We start from the raw sequence: 13,966 nt of genomic DNA, 5'->3' as shown, positions 1-13,966 counted from the left end.
CCGCGCGGCGGGCGGCGTCAGCTCGGCGCGGCTCCGGTGCTCTCCCGCACGACGAGCTCGGGCTCCACCAGCCGCCGGGGCTGGCTCGGCCTGCCGGCCATCTGGTCGAGCAGCACGTGGAAGGCGTGGCTGCCGACCTCCTCGAAATCCTGCCGGACCGTCGTGAGCGGGGGCCAGAAGTAGGCGGACTCCGGCACGTCGTCGAAGCCCACCACGCTGACGTCCTCGGGAACGCGCCGCCCTGCCTCGCGCAGCGCTCTCAGCACGCCCAGGGCCATCTGGTCGTTGCCCACGAAGATGGCCGTGACCTCGGGGTCCTGTGCCAGGCGGCGGCCGAGCTGGTAGCCCGAGCGCGAGCTCCAGTCCCCGCGCAGCACCTCGGGAACCCGGTGCCCTCCGGCCTCCAGCACCTCGCGCCAGCCCTCGACCCGGCCGTTGGCGTCGATCCAGCTGGCCGGGCCCGCCACGTGCCACACCGTCTCGTGGCCGAGGCCGAGCAGGTGCCCGGTCGCCCGTGTCGCTCCCGCCCGCTGGTCGACCATGACGACGGGAACGGAGAGGCCGGCCCCGGCGTCGACCGCGACCACGGGGATCTCCGGCGACAGATGGCGCAGACCGTCGGCCGCCGACTCGTGCGGCGCGACGATGATGACGCCGTCCACCGACTGGGACCGCAGCTGGCGGAGGCTCTCCTCGATCGAGCGGCGGTCGAGCGTGCTCAGGCTGGCGATGCTCACGGCGTAGTCGTTGAGCCTCGCGGCACGCTCGATGCTGTAGAGGGTCGAGGCCGGACCGTACAGGGTGGTGTCGATGCTGACCACGCCCAGCACCCCGGACCGTCCCGTGGCGAGCTGGCGGGCGGCGGCGTTGGGCCGGTAGTCCAGCTCCCGCACCGCGGCCAGCACGCGCGCCCGGGTTTCGCTGTGCACCCTCTCGGGCGCGTTGAGCGCCCGGGAGACGGTCATCGCCGACACTCCGGCCAGCGCGGCGACGTCCTCCAGCACAGCAGGTCTGGAGCGCGGCGGGCCGTCGTTCGATTTCGCCTTCAAAGCAGCTCACCCCCCTATGCGACAACGCTAACAGGAGTTCCGGTCCGGCTCCGCTACGACGGACGGTCCGTGCCGGGATCGGGTCACGGGAACGACCTCGGCGGCGACACCGCGATGTCCGATGCCGCCGTGGGGAGAGGTGCCGGCCGCGTCCACGACGAGCGACTCCTGCGGCGACGAGGTGCCCGGGCCTGAGAGGGCGGGCACCGCCGCCCGCTACTCGAAGGGGGACGGGTCTCCGGTGCCCCGGCGGAGGATCTCGGGCTCGCCCTGCGAGAAGTCGACGACCGTTGTCGGGACGGCGCCGCACTCGCCGGAGTCGATGACGGCGTCCACCACGTGGTCGAGCCTCTCCTTGATCTCCCAGCCCTGCGTCAGGGGCTCGGTCTCGTCGGGCAGCAGCAGGGTGCTCGACACCAGCGGTTCGCCGAGTTCGGCCAGCAGCGCCTGCGTGACGACGTGGTCGGGGATCCGGACGCCGACCGTCTTCTTCCGGGGATGCAGCAACCGCCGCGGCACCTCCTTGGTCGCGGGCAGGATGAAGGTGTAGCCGCCGGGGGTCGCCGCCTTGACCGAACGGAACAGCGCATTGCTTACATGAACGAACTGGCCGAATTGGGCGAAATCTCTGCAGACCAGGGTGAAGTGGTGGTCGCTGCCGAGGTCGCGGATCTCCCTGATCCGGTCGATCCCCTCCTTGTTGCCCAGCCTGCACCCCAGCGCGTAGCCGGAGTCCGTCGGGTACGCGATCAGCCCGTCCGCGCGCAGAAGCTCGACCACCTGACTGATCAGCCGGGGCTGGGGACTGTTCGGATGCACATCAAGGTATTTCGCCACACCCCCGAGCTTAGAAGCGAACACCACCCCGCGTGACATGTGACCCCTCAAAGCTCATCAACGCCCCTCAAGGCCCCTCAAGGCTCGGCGCGACACGCGGCTCGCGAGGACGGCCGGCGGGCGCCGGACTCATGCGTCGTGCGGTGATCGAGAGGGAAACGATCACCACACGGCCGGGGTTCCCGACACTCCGTACCGGATCGGCGGGTGAAAAGCGGGTCCCCCCTGGTGCTCCCGTCTGGCGCGGAGCCCAGGTGCGCCTTCCGCTGCGCCTTCCGCTGGGCTTTCCACGGTGCCTTCCGCTGCGCTTTCCATGGCGCTTTCCATGGCGCTTTCCACGGCGAGCGACGGTCGACGAGCCGCCCGAGCGTGTCGTCCGGGTGGTCCCCGCCGAGGCGTCCGGGAGCGGGCTGCGCCGAGGTGTTCCGGGTGACGCCGTTGTCCGGCGGGACGCTATCGTGATGTGCCATGGAGTGCTTCGCCGCTTGGCGTACCCGTCACTGAGGGTCTGCTCGCCGCCGGAACCAGGCCGCGAGCGGGCCGGCCGACGCCCTTTTCCCGTCCGGGTGTCAAGTCTCCCGTTCGGGTGTCAAGCCCTCAGCCTGAAAGGCGCACTTCCATGCTCATCCGCCCGTTCGTTCGGCACGACCTGGCTCGGCTCACCGCGTTGACCATCGAGACGTTCCGGCCGTTCTACGAGGACCACTTCCGCCCCCTGGTGGGTGAGGTCGTCTTCGCCAACCAGCACGGCGACTGGCGCGGCGACTATCGCGAGCAGGTCGCCGAACTTCACGCCCCGGACCTGCACAGGTACGTCGCGGTCGCCGAGACCGAGGACGTCGTCCTCGGCTACGTGGCCTGGAGCGTCGACCCGGCCCGCAGGAACGGAACCATCACGCATCTCGCCGTCTCGGCCGAGCACCGCCGCCACCGCGCGGGCACCGCGCTGTGCGAGCACGCCTTCGGTGAGATGCGGGCCCTCGGGGCCGAGGTGGTCGAGATCGGTACCGGGGGCGACCCCTTCCACGCGCCCGCCAGAGCTCTCTACGAGAAGCTCGGAGCCGTCCCGCTTCCGGTCGCCGTCTACTACCGGAGGCTCTGACCGAACCCCCCTCCGGGACGGCGTCCTCGCCGCCTGTCCCGGAGGGGGCCGTCACCCCTCGCGGGCGGTCACCTCTTGCGGGCGGTCACCTCTTGCGGGCGGTCACCAGGGTGAAGCCGAGGAGCTCGCCGCCGTCCGCGACGAGCATGTCGATCACGGGCTGGTGCGCGACACGCTCTTCCGGCCGGTGGTCGGCGCAGGCTCTGGCCCAGAGCAGCCAGTTGTGCCAGCCGTCCTCCTGCAACCGGGCGGAGGTGACCTCCACCATCTCGGTGATCTCCCACTGGAAACGCCACCACTGTGGCGTGTGCCAGGCGATGGCCTCCCAGCCGACCACTTCCTTGATGTGCGCGGGGATCGCCCCGAGCTCGCGGACCTCGCGCGTCATCCCGGGGGTGGCCATCCCGAGCCGGCCTCCAGGGCGGAGGAACCCCACCAGGTAGGGCAGGTAGCTGTCGGCCGTGCCGAAGTACTCGAAGGCGTCGATGCTCACGACGGCGTCGAAACTCTCCTTCTCGAACGGCAGGACGTGGGCCTCGGCGCGCACCGCCTCCACCTGGTCACCGACGCCGGCCTCGGCGAAGACCTCCGCCGCCTCGTCTGCGCCGATCCACCAGTCGGTCGCGACGACCTGGACACCGTACTCGCGGGCCAGGAACACCGACGTCGCGCCCTTGCCCGAACCGAGGTCCAGCACTCGCATGCCGGGTTTCAGGTCGAGGTCGCGGGCAAGGTCCTCCAGCATCCACAGCGGATGGGGCCCCATGTCGAGTTCGAGCAGCCAGGCCGGATCGTAGGCGGACGAGAGCGGGTAACGGTCGGGACGCACGAGTGCGTCGAACGCGGTCACGGATCCGACCCAACATCATCCCGTTTCCCGCGCGCAATCGAATTTTCCGGCCGGTTGACCTGCGCCCGCGCCGGCCGGGCGGAACGTGCGGCGGGGCTATCCGGCGGGCGTGCTCGGCTGCTTCCAGCCGTTCTCGACCGACAGCCGGCACCTGCCGGGGTCGTCTCCCACGCTGACGAACAGCGCGGTCAGCAGGGGGACGCCGTGAGCGAGCGTTTCGCGCGGCAGGGGGCCGTTGGCGACCAGGGAGGCCAGCCCGTGGACGACGGCCCAGCTCTGGATCGCCAGTTCCAGCGGGTCGGTGTCCGCGCGGAAGCGGCCGGCCCTCCTGCCTCGTTCGACGGCCTGGACGAGGTGTTCCAGGGTCGCGTCCGCGGCCTTGAGGTCCTCGAGCTCGAAGTTCGCGTCGAACATGACCCGGTACAGGTCGGGGTGGTCCAGGGCGTTGCGGAGGTAGGCGGCGACCATGGCGGTCAGGTCCCGCACCGGGTCCGTGGACGTCGTCACCGTCGTGAACCTGGCCGCCAGGCGGGTGAAGCCCTCCTGGCGCAGGGCCTTCCACATGCCGTCCATGTTTCCGAAATAGGTGTAGACGGCCATCGTCGAGACCCCGGTCCCGGCCACCAGTGATCTCAGGGTGATGGGCTCGCGGGTGCGAAGCATGTGCGCGGCCCGCTCGATGAGCAGGGTGCGGACCGCCGGATCCTTCGTCCTCACCATGGCACCAGAATATATAGCATTGCATTGCTATACATTCGGGACGCCCGTTCCGCTCGAGATCGCCGACGACCGGCCCGCCCGCCCCGGAACGGGAACGGGAGGTCCGATCCGGCCCGACGGGCCCGTCGGAGCCGGTCGGCCCTGGGGCACGGAAGCCGGTCAGTCGTGGGGCCGGGCCCCGGCGGCCCGCCCCGTGGCCCTCACCCGGCCGGGGGCGGGGCCGGCCTGGTGTCGGTCCAGCCGGATTCCAGCACCACCTCGACCATGTCGCCCTTCTCCGGTATGCCGGTGACCTCGAAGGTCAGCACCTTGGAGGTGCCGGGGTCGATGATCAGCCTGCCTGTAGCGGGCCGGCCCTCCTGGATCGGGAAGGTCACGGCGACGCCCGGCCGCCCCCGCGGGTCGGTGGCCGGGCCTTCGACCCGCACCGCGGGCAGCGTCGCCAGCGCCTGATAGGCGGCGCCGCGCACCTGCGGGGAGGCGGGCAGTTCGTACAGGAGCGAGGCCAGGGTACGCGGCAGGCCGCCCTCCACGGAACCGGCGAAGTCCCGGTCCCTGCGGATCGCCTCGGCGGCCCGCCCCTTCAGCGCTTCGGGGTCGGCGGGCAGCGCCGCGATCTCCTTCAGGGTCAGCGGCATGGCACTCCAGTAGAGTCGCGGCCTCCCCTTGAGCCGGGTGAGCGTGCCCTCGCCGGGCGAGGTGGAGTAGACGCCGCCGTCCTCCCCCATCGGCCATTCGGTCGGAGAGCCGTCCCGGCGCCACGCCTCCATGTCCAGGGGGCGGGCGGCCAGCTGCCTGCGGCCGATCCAGCCCCGGCCGTCCCCGGCCATCCACGTCTCCGCGAGGTTGGAGGTCTCCAGACGGTAGGTGCTGCCGTTCTTGCCGAACGGCCGGGGCCACCGCGTCGTGTACAGCTGGCTGAGGCGCCAGTACGCCCCCTCGGGGGCGGCTTCGGCCTTGGCGGCGGCGGCCAGCAGGATCGACCTGCCCGGCAGGGAGGTGACGCCGATCGTGGCCACGGGAGGGAGCGGTGAGGTGGGGGCGACCTGGCCGAGGAGGACGGCCGTCACCGTCGCGGCCGCGACCAGCCCGACGGCACCGGCCCACCACGGCAGGCGCCGCCAGGCCGTCCGGGGCGAGCCCGCCCGGGTCGCCATGATCGCCTCACGCAGGTCGCGCGCGCCGGGCCCCTGATCCGGCGCGTGCGGTGCCGGGTCGATGGCCTTCACCAGGTCGTCGATGTCACTCATGCCTCTCCCCTCGCGATCGTCAAGGACGCCTGCCGCTCCAGCGCCGCCGCCAGCCGCCTGCGCGCCCGATGCAGCCGGGTCCGGGCGGCGATGGCCGTACATCCCACGACTCTGGCGATCCGCTCGCTGGTCAGGCCCTCCCAGCAGGCCAGCGCCAGGACCTCGCGGTCGCGTTCGGGCAACCCGTCGAAGGCGACGCGAACATGGTCCAGGTCGACCGGCCCGACCGGCCGGTCGGCGGCCAGTTCCGCACGCAGCCGTTCGGCGAGCACGGCCCTGCGGGAGGCGCCGCGCCGCTGGTTGGCCAGCACGCGGCGGGCCACCCCGTACAGCCACAGCAACGCCTCCTCCCCCTCGGGCACGTCGCCGATGCGCCGCCAGGCGGTGAGGAACGTCTCGGAGATGACGTCGGTCGTGTCGTCGGGCGAACCGGTGCGGCGGGCGGCGTACTGATGTATCGCCGGGTAGTACGCGTCATAGACCGCCTCGAAGCGATCTCGGTGGGTCACAGGGTCTCCTTGCCGAAAGGTGCCGGACACCTGGTACATGTCCGGCACCTTTTGGAATGTTGCAGATCGCTGTGAGCACTTCGCACTCCTTGCCCCGATCGAGCCCGCGCCCGGGCCGGAGGGCGATGGCGGCATGCCGGGCGCGGTTCTCGGCCACCTCGCTTGACAAGCTTTCCGTACGCTGTACGGTATATCGTACGGTTCGGAGCGCGCCGCCGGACGGCGCCCTGTGCCGTCCGGCGACGGGCGAGGGACCTGCGGGACGCGTCATCGACGAAAAGGCGCGTCATCGACGAAGGAGCGGAACAGTGTCAGAGATCCAGGAATCCCCTTTCGGCAGCGGTGCCTTCACGCCGACGGCCGAGGACCGGGAGGGCGTCGAGGCGTGGTTCGCCGAATATGACGCCCACAGCGCGAAGGTCGATGTCGAGCGCATGGCGGACATGGCGATGTTCCCGCTCAACGTGGTGACCGACGGCCCCGACGGCGACGGCCTGGCCGATCGATGGACGAGGGAGCGGTTCACACGCACGATGGCCGAGGTGATGGGAGGCGGGGAGGCGGGCGACCTCACGATGGAGTCGGTCCGCACCCCCCACTTCCTGACCGCGAACCTGGTCGTCGTGGTCACCGACGCGACGATGACGGTCAACGGTGAGGCGTACGCCATGCGTTACGCGGATCTGCTGGTGAGGTCGGGGGGCCGGTGGGTCTTCCAGACCATGGTGCAGGGAGGGTGGGCGGATGCCTGGAAGGAGGGCGCGCCGGGCGCCTGATCGGTGAGGGGCGGCCGGGTGGCGGGGGTGCCGGGCGAGCCGCCCCGTCCTCGCCGCCCGGGTGGCGAGGACGGCCTTCCGCGTGGGGACCTCAGTTCTTGATGCCGGTGAGGGTGACGCCCTCGATGAAGTGGCGCTGCAGGAAGAAGAAGAGCGCGATGATCGGGGCGATGACGACGGTGTTGAGGAGGTAGCGGCCGAAGGGCTGGGCGGTGAGCGCGCCGCCGAAGTTGCCCCACTCGAAGGGGTCGGGGATCCACTCGGGCGGCGCGACGAACATCTGGCCGTCCCGCATGAGGGCGCTGCGGACCAGCCAGACGAACGGCAGCAGGGTGGGGACGGCGCCGGCTCACCGCCGCCCGGCGGGGTGCAGACGGTCCCGTGCGAGGTGGTCCTGCGCGAGTCGACCGGGGTCACCCCCGGCTGAGCGGCACTCGCGCCCGGGTCCCGGCACCGCCGGGCGCCGCGGAGTGCGGGAGTGCGGCTACCGCGGCTGCCAGCGGCCGATCTTCTTGGAGACGAGAGCGGCGCCGATGCGCGCGTAGAAGCGTTGCGCGGCCACGTTGGCCTCGGCCACCTCCCAGCGGATCACCTTGCCGTCGGCGGCCTCGGCGGCGGCCCGCATCAGCAGCTCTCCCACGCCGTTGCCGCGTTCGGCGCCGGTCACGTACAGGTCGTCCAGGGCGAGGTAGTCCTCGCCGGACCAGAAGCCGACGCGCCGCAGCCAGGAGACGTAGCCGACGGCCGCGCCGTCCCGCTCGGCGATCAGGTAGGTGATCTCCGGGCGGGCGAGCAGCCGCTTCAGGTCGTCGACGCTCACCGTGACGCTCCGGGCCTGGTTCTGGTGCTCGGCGAGTCCGCGGATGAGGCCGTGCACGGTGGTGGCGTCATCGGGCGTGGCGCGGCGTATGTCCATCACGGTGGTCCTTCCAGGTGGGGGTTCGAGGAGTGGGCGGGGCAGTGTGCTTTTCAGGCCGGTCGCCGTCGGCCGCCGGGCGGGACGGGGCCCGGCCGCGCGGCGCCGGGCCGGGCGCGTTCGCCGCGCCCGGCGGCCGGCCGGCCGGGGCGGCCCTCCCGGCCGGGAGGGAACGCTACCGGGGTCCGGTATCCACACGGGCGAAATAAACCCTACCCCGGATAGGTATGAGCGAGGTAGGCGGATCCGGTGGCGAAAAAGCGTCCAAAGGTGAGGTCAGCCGTGTTCCGCGTGCCGGCCGTGGTCGGCGACCTGGGCGTCGAACCACGCGTGCAACGCTGTGACCAGGGGCGCGTCAGAGGTGGTGTAGGTGATCCGGGCGCCTGCGGGCAGTTCCGCGTAGCGGATGCCGATGCGGTCGTGGCCTTGCTCGAGGTCGCGCAGGCCCGGCATCTCACCGCCGTGGATGGAGGCGGGGTCGCCGTAGTCGCCCCTGCCGAAGCTCGCGGCCTCGGCGGTCAGGTGCTCGCGGATCAGCGTGACCTGCTCGGCGTCGGCGGGGTCGTCGGAGACGACCGTCTGCACGCCGCCGGTGGCGGACTTGGCGAAGCGGTGCGTGGTGCGCTCCAGGTCGAACGGCATCACCTGCCGGCTCCTGGCCGCGATGTCGGCCTGCCGGGCGGCCGGCGCCCGCTGCTCGTTCCGGCCGGTGAGCACGTACGCCGTCGCGGCGACGACGACGAGCGCGAGCGCCGCGACGAGCGCCTGAACGCGCCGATCCTCAAGTTTCATCCATGGCCTCCGTGAGAATGGTCAGGGCGCGCAACACGTCGGCGCGTTCGCCCTCGGGGACACGCTCCAGAACGGCGGAGAACCGCGCGGCCCTGGCCTCGGCCAGCCGGGCCGCGGCCTTCACCCCGTCCGGGGTGAGCCGGACCAGCACGCCGCGCCCGTCGTCGGGCGCCGGGGTGCGCTCGGCCCAGCCGCGGTTGATGAGCTGCGTGACCAGCCGGCTGGTGGTGCTCTTCTCCAGCCGGAGCCGGTGCGCCAGGTCGCTCTGCCGCAACACGCCGTCCCTGGCCAGCTCACCCAGCGCGTGAGCCTCCGACACCGGGACGGGCTGCCCGCAGGGAGTCCGGTCCGGCTGGTGAAGCCCGAAGGCCCGCACGAAGCGGGCCACGGCCTCCTGGAGTTCGCGATCATCCGCCATGGTTCGACCATACAACCAGATAGTTGCATGAGGCAACCAGATGGCGGGCGCCTCCCAATCTGCTCGTGCTGCGGGACATCATGTTCGGCGACCGGCGCTACTTCAGGGAGCTGCTCGCCGGCTCGGAGGAGGGGGTCGCCTCCAACATCCTGGCCGACCGGCTGAGGCGGCTGGTCAACGCCGGCCTGCTGACCCGCGAGGACGCGGGGCCGGGACGGCGGGCCGGGCAGCTGCTGGCCGTTCCTGGCGTGGTACTTGCCGTTGGCGGCCGGGTAGCCGGTGGAGTAGGGGGTCTGGATGCCCCGGAAGTACACCCACATGCCGTTGTAGGCCGCGTTGTTCGTGACGGAGACGGTGTTCTGCCAGTCGTTGCCCGGCAGGTGGTTGTTCTCGGCCCCGGCGGCCACCGTGTCGAAGGGCTGCAGGTCGAAGAACCTGAACCAGTCCTTCACCGCCTCCTCCGCCGCCGGCCTGAAGGGCTGGCCGGAGAAGTAGCCGGTGATCGTGTCGTAGCGGTAGTCGAAGTTGATCGGGATCGTCGGTTCCAGCTGGGTCTTCTGGTCCTGCTGGACCCGGATGGGCATGGTCTGCTGGTAGGTCGCGTTGTCCGCCGCCCGGGTGGTGAGCCTCAGCGTGTGCTGCTCGTCGGCGCCCGGGCCCCGCTTGGAGTGGATCGCCGGCTTGAAGGTCTTCTGCTCGGAGGCGTCGGCGAACGTCAGGCTCCTGGTCGCGCCGGTGGCGGTGAGCCGGCTGGGCAGGTCCATCATCAGCCGGGAGGTGCCCTCGGCCTTGAGGTCGACAGTGACCGGGAACGGCACGTCCTGCGGGGGGCGCCGCGCGCTCCCCCGTGCCACCTGAAGGAAACAAAAGGAATAGGTTTTCCTTCTGGAGGACAGATCTAATATGAGCGGAGAGTCAATAGTCAGGGGCCGACCAAGAAAGCGCTTGCCCGAGGCTCTGCCCGCCGTACCGGTGAAAGGAAAAGGCTTGTCCGAACAGGTGGCAGCCGTCACGATCCGCGAGGTGGCCGCGGCCGCGGGCGTGTCGATCGGCACGGCTTCCAAGGCGCTCAACGGGCGCGGCAAGCTGCGCGAGGAGACACGGGCCCGGGTGGCGGCGGTGGCGGAGGAGCTCGGCTTCCGGCCCAACACGATGGCGCGGGGCCTCCTGTCCGGGCGCACCTACACGGTGGGCCTGGTCTCGTGCGACAGCTTCGGCAGGTTCAGCATCCCGGTCATGCTCGGTGTGGAGGACGCGCTGGGCGCGGGCCAGATCTCCGTCTTCATGTGCGACACGCGCGACGACCCGATCCGCGAGCAGCACTACGTCGAGCGGCTGCTCGCCCGCCGCGTCGAGGGCATCATCGTCACCGGCCGCCGCACCGAACCCCGTCCCAGCATCGGCACCGACCTGCCGGTGCCCGTCGTGTACGCCATGACCCGCTCGACCAGCGACTCCGACTTCTCCGTCATCTCCGACGACCTCGGCGGCGGGGCGCTGGTCGCGCGACATCTCCTCGCCACGGGACGCTCGCGCGTCGGTCACGTGACCGGTCCGCAGCGGTTCGAGGCGGCCAGGCGGCGGGCGGAGGGCATGACGAGCGCGCTGGCGCAGGCCGGGCTGCGGTCCGCGGGCGAGCCGCTGTTCGGCGAGTGGAGCGAGGAGTGGGGCCGCCAGGGCGCCGACATCCTGCTGAGAGCGCACCCCGAGGTCGACGCGATCTTCTGCGGCAGCGACCAGATCGCCCGCGGGGTCTGCGAGACCCTCAGGGAACGCGGGCGGCGCGTCCCCGACGACGTGGCGCTGGTGGGGTTCGACAACTGGGAGCCGATGGCGATGGGCTGCAGGCCGCCGCTGACCACGGTCGACATGAATCTGGGCGAGATCGGGCGGGTCGCCGCCGAGCACCTGCTCGGCGCCATCGGCGGCGCCCCCCGGCCGAGCGGCGTGCTGACCGTGCCGTGCGGCCTCGTGCTGCGCGAATCCTCCCGGGCCACTCCCACGTGACCGGCCGGCGGGAACGGTCCCGCCGTCACGAACGGGGACGGATCAGGTGAGGATCGGCGTGGTCTGGGCGGAGGCGATCCTCCAAGCGCCGTCCTCCTTGACCATCACGTAGGTGAGCCGCCCCGAGGTGGCGGGCAGCGCGTCCACCGGAGCGCCGCCGGCCTCCCGCCGCCGGTCGTGAACGTGTTTGACGCTCGCCACGATCGCCACGTCCTCGCGGAGGAAGCGGATGTCCTCGATCTCGGCCGTGGTGGTCACGTCGGCCAGCGGCGACGCCAGGGCCTGGCGCATCGCCTCGGCCAGCACGTCGCGCCCCACCACCCGGCGCCCGCCGAAATTGACGATGGCCACCTCGGCGGTGTGCAGGGGGATGAACCCGTCCACGTCGCTCTGGAACTCCACGGCGTCCGCGACCACCCGGCGGATGGCGGCGTCCTCGGACAGATCGGCGCTCATGTCGGTTCTCCCTGCTCGGGTGCTCGGTGGGGCGGGGCCTGATCGCCCCCGAGGAGAACCATGCATCCTCAACCTGACATGAGGTCAAGCGTGATCCGCCCCGCCGGCCCTGACTGGTTCCGGGACCGAGGAACCCGGGCAGACCGGGTGCCGCCCGCACTCCCTACAAGCAACTCATGTTGACTAACGTCGGATTAGTCAATTAATGTTGCTTCCATGCCCGCGAGTGACATCCCCATCCCCCAGGACCCCGCCGACGCGCTGGCGGCCGTGGTGGCGCTGCGGCGCCTGGCCGACCAGCTGGAGGACGCCGCCGTCGAGCGGGCGATGCGCGAGGGCTGGAGCTGGCCGCAGGTCGCCGAGGCGCTCGGCGTGACCCGCCAGGCGGTCCACCGGAAGCACGCCAAACGGCTCGTCGCCGCGGGCGTCACGCTGAGGAGACGTTCACCATGAACACGTCCGACAGATACCTCCACATGGTCCTCACGGAGGGGGCGGTCGAGGCGCAGCGGCACGGATCGGCCACGGTCGAGGCGCACCACATCCTGCTCGCCGTCGCGGCCCAGACAGGCACCGCCCCCCAGCGCGTCCTGGCCTCCGTCGGCCTCGACCACCAAGCGGTCCTGGCCGCTCTCGACCGGGAGTTCGAGCACAGCCTGAGCACGGTCGGGGTCTCCCCCGCCTCCTTCGGCCTCCCGGCGCCGAGCACCGTCCTCAAGCGCCCGCCCACCATGGGCGCGACGGGCAGGCTCGCCCTCGAGCGAAGCTTCGCCTCGGTCTCCCGCAAGAAGGACCTGCGACCGGCGCACGTGCTACTCGGGATCCTGCGGGCCGAGGTCGGCACGGTGCCACGCGCGCTGGCCCTGGCCGGCGTCGACCGCACCGACCTGCTGGCCCGCGTCCACAGCGCCGCCGCGGACGGCGACCTCGGGTAACGACCACGGCGGTCCCCTTCCGGCATGCCATGCCGTGCCGTGCCGTGCCGCGCCCTTTCCTTTCGACCCCCCGGTTCTTCTTCCATGCCCCAGGAGGCAAGATGTCGATGTTCCATGCCCGCGCGAGCCTGCTCGCCGCCGCCCTGGCGGTGGGAGGGGCCGCCATGATGACGACCCCCGCCTCCGCGACCGGCCGCGACCGGGGTCACGCCGGGCTCCGGCGTGCGCTCGACCGGGTCGTGGCCGACGGCGGCGGGCCCGGCGTCGTCGCCGAGTTCAGGGACGCCCGCTCGGCGCCGTGGTTCGGCACGGCGGGGGTGGCCGACATGACGACCGGCCGCGAGCGCCGGCCGGGTGAGCACTTCCGCATCGGAAGCCTCACCAAGGCGTTCACCGGCACGGTGGTCCTGCAACTGGCGGCCGAGGGAAAGCTGACCCTGGACGACACGGTGGCGAAGTGGCTGCCCGGCGTGGTGGAGGAGCACCTCGGCGCGGACGGCACCGGGATCACCGTCAGGCGGCTGCTCAACCACACCAGCGGGCTCCCCGACGCCATCCCCGGCCAGGAGACCCCGCGCCCGGAGGAGCCCGGGAAGCGCTTCATCTACTCCAAGGTGAACTACAGTCTCGCGGGCATGATCGTCGAGCTCGCGACGGGCACGACCCTCGCGGAGGAGATCGAGCACCGCCTCGCCCGCCCGCTCCACCTGACGGGAACCTACCTCCCCGGCACCGAGGAGACGGCGGTCCGCGCCCCGCACGCCCGCCACTACTCCAAGCCGGGCGAGGGCGGCCCCGACGCGGAGATCCACGACGTGACCGAGATGGACGTGAGCTGGGCCGGGGCCGCAGGCGGCATGATCTCGACGACCTCGGATCTGCACCGGTTCCTGAACGCCCTGCTGTGCGGCCGTCTCCTGCCGCCCGCCCAGCAGGAGGAGATGTTCACCACCGTCTCGACGGAGGGCTCGGGCTGGGTCCCGGACACCGGGTACGGCCTCGGCGTCTACTCCCAGAGGCTCCCGTGCGGGGTCACGCTCTGGGGCGGCGGCGGCTTCATCCAGGGCTCGATGTCGTACGCGATGGGCGACCGCCAGGGCACGCGCGTGCTGGTGAGCAATCTGAACGGCGACTGGAACGACTTCCAGGAGACCTTCACCACGCTCTTCGAGACGTCCTTCGGCCCGGCCGTCCCGCCACCGGGCGGCGCGGGCGGGTGACCGGGGGCCGGGGGCCCGGCAGCGCGCGACATCCGGTTTGTCGAAATTCACCGGACCCGGCTAGTCTCCCGTTGATTAGGAAAGGCTAACCTACTTCAGGCGAGCTCTCCGCCCAGCCCGTCCAGAGCC

At 71.6% G+C, this 13,966-nt stretch carries 18 protein-coding genes and 1 pseudogene; 7 read left to right on the top strand and 12 right to left on the bottom strand.

Annotated features, from left to right (window positions below; translation table 11 throughout):
* Positions 1 to 17: 17 nt before the first annotated feature.
* Together AB0F88_RS26000 and AB0F88_RS25995 are read right to left on the bottom strand one after the other, a co-directional pair.
* A complete protein-coding gene (locus AB0F88_RS26000) occupies positions 18 to 1,049 on the bottom strand; it encodes a LacI family DNA-binding transcriptional regulator (protein ID WP_362689113.1) in 1,032 nt (343 codons plus the stop codon).
* Between the two features lie 216 nt (positions 1,050 to 1,265).
* Complete coding sequence (locus AB0F88_RS25995; RefSeq protein ID WP_362689110.1) at positions 1,266 to 1,925, bottom strand: L-threonylcarbamoyladenylate synthase; 660 nt, start codon at positions 1,923 to 1,925, stop codon at positions 1,266 to 1,268.
* Positions 1,926 to 2,505: 580 nt separating this feature from the next.
* Here AB0F88_RS25995 and AB0F88_RS25990 point away from each other — a divergent pair.
* Positions 2,506 to 2,988 carry a GNAT family N-acetyltransferase gene (locus AB0F88_RS25990; RefSeq protein WP_362689107.1) on the top strand — a complete coding sequence of 161 codons (483 nt, stop codon included), beginning with the start codon at positions 2,506 to 2,508 and terminating at the stop codon, positions 2,986 to 2,988.
* Positions 2,989 to 3,073: 85 nt separating this feature from the next.
* On the opposite strand, the gene AB0F88_RS25985 is transcribed toward AB0F88_RS25990, so the two are convergent.
* The 4 genes from AB0F88_RS25985 to AB0F88_RS25970 form a co-directional block, all read right to left on the bottom strand.
* Complete coding sequence (locus tag AB0F88_RS25985) at positions 3,074 to 3,838, bottom strand: methyltransferase domain-containing protein (RefSeq protein WP_362689104.1); 765 nt, start codon at positions 3,836 to 3,838, stop codon at positions 3,074 to 3,076.
* Positions 3,839 to 3,934: 96 nt separating this feature from the next.
* Positions 3,935 to 4,558: a TetR/AcrR family transcriptional regulator gene (locus tag AB0F88_RS25980; RefSeq protein ID WP_362689102.1), complete on the bottom strand. Its 624-nt coding sequence runs from the start codon at positions 4,556 to 4,558 to the stop codon at positions 3,935 to 3,937.
* 200 nt (positions 4,559 to 4,758) lie between these two features.
* Positions 4,759 to 5,808 carry a CU044_5270 family protein gene (locus AB0F88_RS25975; RefSeq protein WP_362689099.1) on the bottom strand — a complete coding sequence of 350 codons (1,050 nt, stop codon included), beginning with the start codon at positions 5,806 to 5,808 and terminating at the stop codon, positions 4,759 to 4,761.
* Positions 5,805 to 6,317 carry an RNA polymerase sigma factor gene (locus tag AB0F88_RS25970; RefSeq protein WP_362689096.1) on the bottom strand — a complete coding sequence of 171 codons (513 nt, stop codon included), beginning with the start codon at positions 6,315 to 6,317 and terminating at the stop codon, positions 5,805 to 5,807. Before AB0F88_RS25970 ends, AB0F88_RS25975 begins: the two co-directional genes overlap by 4 nt.
* Before the next feature lie 308 nt (positions 6,318 to 6,625).
* Here AB0F88_RS25970 and AB0F88_RS25965 point away from each other — a divergent pair, with 308 nt between their 5' ends.
* Positions 6,626 to 7,093 carry a nuclear transport factor 2 family protein gene (locus AB0F88_RS25965; RefSeq protein ID WP_362689093.1) on the top strand — a complete coding sequence of 156 codons (468 nt, stop codon included), beginning with the start codon at positions 6,626 to 6,628 and terminating at the stop codon, positions 7,091 to 7,093.
* 91 nt (positions 7,094 to 7,184) lie between these two features.
* On the opposite strand, the gene AB0F88_RS25960 is transcribed toward AB0F88_RS25965, so the two are convergent.
* The 5 genes and pseudogenes from AB0F88_RS25960 to AB0F88_RS25940 all read right to left on the bottom strand — a co-directional run.
* A complete protein-coding gene (locus tag AB0F88_RS25960; protein WP_362689090.1) occupies positions 7,185 to 7,373 on the bottom strand; it encodes a hypothetical protein in 189 nt (62 codons plus the stop codon).
* Positions 7,374 to 7,577: 204 nt separating this feature from the next.
* Positions 7,578 to 8,009 carry a GNAT family N-acetyltransferase gene (locus AB0F88_RS25955; RefSeq protein ID WP_362689087.1) on the bottom strand — a complete coding sequence of 144 codons (432 nt, stop codon included), beginning with the start codon at positions 8,007 to 8,009 and terminating at the stop codon, positions 7,578 to 7,580.
* Between the two features lie 276 nt (positions 8,010 to 8,285).
* The gene (locus tag AB0F88_RS25950) at positions 8,286 to 8,801 is read right to left on the bottom strand and encodes a hypothetical protein (RefSeq protein ID WP_362689084.1); all 516 of its coding nucleotides are present in this window, start codon (positions 8,799 to 8,801) and stop codon (positions 8,286 to 8,288) included.
* Positions 8,791 to 8,952: a hypothetical protein gene (locus tag AB0F88_RS25945; protein WP_362689606.1), complete on the bottom strand. Its 162-nt coding sequence runs from the start codon at positions 8,950 to 8,952 to the stop codon at positions 8,791 to 8,793. Before AB0F88_RS25945 ends, AB0F88_RS25950 begins: the two co-directional genes overlap by 11 nt.
* Positions 8,953 to 8,985: 33 nt before the next feature.
* A pseudogene (locus AB0F88_RS25940) lies at positions 8,986 to 9,219 on the bottom strand (helix-turn-helix domain-containing protein); the annotation flags it as partial.
* 342 nt (positions 9,220 to 9,561) lie between these two features.
* Here AB0F88_RS25940 and AB0F88_RS25935 point away from each other — a divergent pair.
* On the top strand, positions 9,562 to 9,714 hold the full coding sequence (locus AB0F88_RS25935; RefSeq protein ID WP_362689081.1) for a hypothetical protein: 153 nt from the start codon (positions 9,562 to 9,564) through the stop codon (positions 9,712 to 9,714).
* A 492-nt stretch (positions 9,715 to 10,206) separates the two neighbouring features.
* The gene (locus AB0F88_RS25930) at positions 10,207 to 11,226 is read left to right on the top strand and encodes a LacI family DNA-binding transcriptional regulator (protein ID WP_362689078.1); all 1,020 of its coding nucleotides are present in this window, start codon (positions 10,207 to 10,209) and stop codon (positions 11,224 to 11,226) included.
* Positions 11,227 to 11,268: 42 nt separating this feature from the next.
* On the opposite strand, the gene AB0F88_RS25925 is transcribed toward AB0F88_RS25930, so the two are convergent.
* Entirely contained in the window at positions 11,269 to 11,682 is a 414-nt protein-coding gene (locus AB0F88_RS25925) for an SgcJ/EcaC family oxidoreductase (protein ID WP_362689075.1), read from the bottom strand.
* A 216-nt stretch (positions 11,683 to 11,898) separates the two neighbouring features.
* On the opposite strand from AB0F88_RS25925, the gene AB0F88_RS25920 reads away from it, so the two are divergent.
* The 3 genes from AB0F88_RS25920 to AB0F88_RS25910 all read left to right on the top strand — a co-directional run bounded on the left by AB0F88_RS25920 (position 11,899) and on the right by AB0F88_RS25910 (position 13,837).
* Complete coding sequence (locus tag AB0F88_RS25920; RefSeq protein WP_362689072.1) at positions 11,899 to 12,135, top strand: hypothetical protein; 237 nt, start codon at positions 11,899 to 11,901, stop codon at positions 12,133 to 12,135.
* Complete coding sequence (locus AB0F88_RS25915) at positions 12,132 to 12,617, top strand: Clp protease N-terminal domain-containing protein (RefSeq protein WP_362689069.1); 486 nt, start codon at positions 12,132 to 12,134, stop codon at positions 12,615 to 12,617. Before AB0F88_RS25920 ends, AB0F88_RS25915 begins: the two co-directional genes overlap by 4 nt.
* A 101-nt stretch (positions 12,618 to 12,718) precedes the next feature.
* Complete coding sequence (locus AB0F88_RS25910) at positions 12,719 to 13,837, top strand: serine hydrolase domain-containing protein (protein WP_362689066.1); 1,119 nt, start codon at positions 12,719 to 12,721, stop codon at positions 13,835 to 13,837.
* Positions 13,838 to 13,966: the final 129 nt, after the last annotated feature.

The sequence above is a fragment of the Streptosporangium sp. NPDC023963 genome, from assembly GCF_040639135.1.
Taxonomy (GTDB): domain Bacteria; phylum Actinomycetota; class Actinomycetes; order Streptosporangiales; family Streptosporangiaceae; genus Streptosporangium.
The sequence above is the reverse complement of the archived record's forward strand: the minus strand, read 5'-3'. Positions and strand labels throughout refer to the sequence as shown.

What these genes read in the sequence shown, in the direction of transcription:
- AB0F88_RS25995 (WP_362689110.1), bottom strand. Translation starts at nt 1,925, where the DNA reads ATGTCACGCGGGGTGGTGTTCGCTTCTAAGCTCGGGGGTGTGGCGAAA.
- AB0F88_RS25990 (WP_362689107.1), top strand. Translation starts at nt 2,506, where the DNA reads ATGCTCATCCGCCCGTTCGTTCGGCACGACCTGGCTCGGCTCACCGCG.
- AB0F88_RS25980 (WP_362689102.1), bottom strand. Translation starts at nt 4,558, where the DNA reads ATGGTGAGGACGAAGGATCCGGCGGTCCGCACCCTGCTCATCGAGCGG.
- AB0F88_RS25975 (WP_362689099.1), bottom strand. Translation starts at nt 5,808, where the DNA reads ATGAGTGACATCGACGACCTGGTGAAGGCCATCGACCCGGCACCGCAC.
- AB0F88_RS25960 (WP_362689090.1), bottom strand. Translation starts at nt 7,373, where the DNA reads ATGTTCGTCGCGCCGCCCGAGTGGATCCCCGACCCCTTCGAGTGGGGC.
- AB0F88_RS25955 (WP_362689087.1), bottom strand. Translation starts at nt 8,009, where the DNA reads ATGGACATACGCCGCGCCACGCCCGATGACGCCACCACCGTGCACGGC.
- AB0F88_RS25950 (WP_362689084.1), bottom strand. Translation starts at nt 8,801, where the DNA reads ATGAAACTTGAGGATCGGCGCGTTCAGGCGCTCGTCGCGGCGCTCGCG.
- AB0F88_RS25925 (WP_362689075.1), bottom strand. Translation starts at nt 11,682, where the DNA reads ATGAGCGCCGATCTGTCCGAGGACGCCGCCATCCGCCGGGTGGTCGCG.
- AB0F88_RS25920 (WP_362689072.1), top strand. Translation starts at nt 11,899, where the DNA reads ATGCCCGCGAGTGACATCCCCATCCCCCAGGACCCCGCCGACGCGCTG.
- AB0F88_RS25915 (WP_362689069.1), top strand. Translation starts at nt 12,132, where the DNA reads ATGAACACGTCCGACAGATACCTCCACATGGTCCTCACGGAGGGGGCG.
- AB0F88_RS25910 (WP_362689066.1), top strand. Translation starts at nt 12,719, where the DNA reads ATGTCGATGTTCCATGCCCGCGCGAGCCTGCTCGCCGCCGCCCTGGCG.